Genomic DNA, 3,106 nt, shown 5'->3' on the forward strand with positions numbered 1-3,106 from the left:
GGACGTAAACATCCTATTTGTAAGTAACACGATCTGCAAGCAAAAGATTTGTAGACGTAAGGGGTTCATTGATGGCAAACCGCTCAAAGAAGGTCGTTCTCTCGGCCAGAGTCGATCCTTATCTAAAAGCGGCGCTCGAGCTGTTGGCAGCCTCAAGGAAAGAAAAAATCGTAAAGGTGCTCGAAACATTTATTGAAAACGGGTTGCAAGACTTGAGCGTCATAAACCCATTCCTCCATGAAAAGCCGAGAACAAAAATCAGCTTCATGAACGTCTTCGTAGCGATTTGGACAGAAGACGAGGTGTTGTACAAAGTCAGGGCGGGGGCTCTTGGGCCTGATTACGCAGGGGAGACGCTGTGGAGGCAGGCGATGGTTGTCGTTGGGCACGACTATTTTAAAGGTGACCACGACCTATATGGAGGCATGAACGGCCTTACGGAGAAATGGGGATATAAGGCCGACTACAACTATTCATTGAACCTTGAATTGGTCAGATCCGAGTGGAGCACCATTGAGGATTATGTTGCCTTTATAGAGAACAACAAGCCATTTGAGCCTTCGTATGAGGACTACAAAAAAATGCGGGATCAATCGAGAGCTAAATGAGCTCCACCGCAGCAGCCTTCGTGCCTGGCGCCAGGTGCGCATAGCGTAGCGTCATCTTGATATCGGCGTGCCCCAACAAATCCCGTACCGTGTTGAGCGGTACGCCGGCCATTACCAAGCGTGACGCGAAGTCGTGGCGCATATCGTGCCAGCGGAACCCCTCGATTTCAGCTCTCTCCAGTAGCTTGAGCCAGGCGCTTTTAACGTCTTCTAGGCGGCCGCCTTCCTGGCTGGGGAACACGTAACGAGATTTGCCGGCCTGCTTCTTCCAGCCCTCCAGCACAGCGACCGTTTCCTTGTTCATCGGGATGTGTCGTGTGTCGCTGGTTTTGGTGGTGGCACCTGCGACGGTGATCGTCTTAGTTTGGAAGTTCACCGCTGACCATTTCAGGTCGAACAATTCGCCGCGTCTCATGCCGGTATTTAGCGACACCAGAACCAAGGGCTTTAGGTGGTCGGTGAAAGGGATGTGCAGCAAGCTCGGCATCAACTCCTTGCCGCGGTCAGCTCGCCACTTGTTCGCACTCTCACGCTCAGCCCGTGCTTCGTCTTGGCGGGCGTCCAGTGCTTCTCGAAGGCGCTTTGTCTCATCGCCGTCCAGGTAGCGGACTAATCCCATCGCGTCGACCTTGAGGGCTTTGAGTCGATCCATCGGGTGGGTATCTATGTACTCCCATTCAACGGCTCTGCTGAAGACGCCACTGATGGAGCCCATTTTGCGGTTGACCGTTGACGGCTTGTTGCCCGACTGCATCCAGCCTGTACGGATCTGGTCCAGGTCGCGGCCGGTGATTGCGTCGAGGCGCTGTGACATGATCGCGTCGAAGTTGCAGCTCAGGGTGTGCTGGGTCTTCTCGTGGCCTTTGTGGTGAGTCTTGAACCACGGCATATAGGTGTCTTCGATGAACTCCCGTAGAGAGGGTAGGGCGGTTCCTCTGCGCTTTTGGGTAACGGCAAGCGGTTCGCCAAGCGCTCGAGCCTCTGCTAGATACTGAGTAGCCTCGGTCCTGGCTTGGTCTAGGGTGAGAATGCCAACTCGCCCCAATGTCTTCTTGCGGCCGCGGGCCCAGGACACGACATACGATTTTGCGCCGGCGGCGGTCACCCGAACGAATAGGCCCGTGACGGTGGTGTCGTGAACCTCATATTCGCTGCCAGTGACCTGCAGCGAGGTAAGCAGTTTTGCCGTTAGCTTCTCTTTCAATTTGTTCCCATGGGTGCATGGTGGGTGCAAAAAGAACTATACGGCGTCGTTTTTACGGACACAACCGGACGCGAAGCCCAATAAACACTGGGTTTGGCCAAGCGGGCTGGCGGCTCTAATGACCCTCCTAAGGGGAAGGTTGGCAGTTCGAACCTGCCCTGGGACACCATCCCCTTCGCGGTCTCAGTCCGCTACAGGCAACAATGCCGGCAAGCCCTGCCAGGCAATCCCAGCCCAGATCCCACTACCGGGCGTGAGCAGCCGGCTCAGGCTTGCTTCATTGAACACCTCACCCAGAGAGTCGGCCCTGAACGCCGCGATCCATTGGCTGCGCCCAAGCATGAAGGCCCTGCCGAAGTCCTCCCAGTCGCTGAAGCAATCCTGGGCTCGCTGGGCATTGAGGAGCATGATCCGCCATCCGCTCTCGGTGTCGATCCAGTCCATTAACATCGCGCAGCGGACAAAGAACGCGCTGCGCACGCAGGCGAAGGCCATTGCTGCTCGCGGGTCGTCGGTGGTGTTCAGGCCGTGCAGGTCAACGCGGAACCACTGGCGTTCCAGGGTGTTGTTCAAGTGCTCGCGGACTTCGTCGTCCGTAGCGTTGCTGCGAAAGCCGATCTGGTGCAGCAACGATGCCTTGAGGGAGGCTTTCGCCTGATCCATGAAATGGGTGGTCTGGGGATCGAAGAAACCGGTCATCCCGGTAGCATCCACCATGGGCTGGGCCAGGCTCAGTGCCCAGCGTTTGCGGGGTGTGAACACCACCAGGGACGTAGGCGACTGGCGGCGAAAGTAGCGCCAGACCAGCCAGGCGCCGAAAGCTGCGGCAATTATCGTCATCATTTGCGTTTCATCGATTCCTGGCCTGCCAGGCCGCGATTTCCTCGGCCAGGGGAGTAGACATGTCCCTCCAGGGCACGCCTTCGGTCCGATACAGTGGGTCATCGGCGTGGCGTTGTGGCCAGGGGCTTTTCTTGAAGATATGGCGGGTGGCGTACTTGACCGATGGCGCCTGGGGGGCAACCTCCAGCAGCAAGTCGGACTGACGGGCCGCCACCAGCCATTCGACCATGGCCGACGGAGCGTCCAGTCGGTAGAACAGGTGCGGGTAGCGAGCCACCAGGCGGGTCTGGGCTTGCGCATCGCTGACTTCCTCGATACGCAACCAGCCGGCATCGGTGCGGACGATGCCAATGGCAATGCAGTCGGCTGGCGTCTGCAGGTCGGTGCCGAGGCTGTTGAGGAGCCGCAACAGGTCCAGGAAGTAGCGCTCGATGGGCGGACGATTCTGCTT

3 protein-coding genes and 1 pseudogene are annotated in these 3,106 nt (G+C 57.6%); 1 reads left to right on the forward strand and 3 read right to left on the reverse strand.

Annotation, left to right across the window (positions count from 1 at the left end; all coding sequences use genetic code 11):
- The first annotated feature begins 71 nt into the window (after positions 1-71).
- Positions 72-608, forward strand: a complete 537-nt coding sequence (locus BLX41_RS23995) for a hypothetical protein (RefSeq protein ID WP_123726885.1) — start codon at positions 72-74, stop codon at positions 606-608.
- Here the strand turns inward: BLX41_RS23995 and BLX41_RS24000 are convergent.
- The 3 genes and pseudogenes from BLX41_RS24000 to BLX41_RS36115 form a co-directional block, all read right to left on the reverse strand.
- Complete coding sequence (locus tag BLX41_RS24000; RefSeq protein WP_123726886.1) at positions 601-1,812, reverse strand: site-specific integrase; 1,212 nt, start codon at positions 1,810-1,812, stop codon at positions 601-603. The two genes, BLX41_RS23995 and BLX41_RS24000, sit on opposite strands and share 8 nt — an antisense overlap.
- Positions 1,813-1,995: 183 nt before the next feature.
- A complete protein-coding gene (locus BLX41_RS24005) occupies positions 1,996-2,655 on the reverse strand; it encodes a DUF1266 domain-containing protein (RefSeq protein WP_123726887.1) in 660 nt (219 codons plus the stop codon).
- A gap of 7 nt (positions 2,656-2,662) precedes the next feature.
- Positions 2,663-3,106, reverse strand: a pseudogene (locus BLX41_RS36115) (hypothetical protein); the annotation flags it as partial.

This window comes from Pseudomonas protegens (assembly GCF_003732485.1).
Taxonomy (GTDB): domain Bacteria; phylum Pseudomonadota; class Gammaproteobacteria; order Pseudomonadales; family Pseudomonadaceae; genus Aquipseudomonas; species Aquipseudomonas protegens_B.

Excerpts from the sequence above, each read along its gene's own strand:
- BLX41_RS24005 (WP_123726887.1), bottom strand. The coding sequence starts at position 2,655 with ATGATGACGATAATTGCCGCAGCTTTCGGCGCCTGGCTGGTCTGGCGC.
- BLX41_RS23995 (WP_123726885.1), top strand. The coding sequence starts at position 72 with ATGGCAAACCGCTCAAAGAAGGTCGTTCTCTCGGCCAGAGTCGATCCT.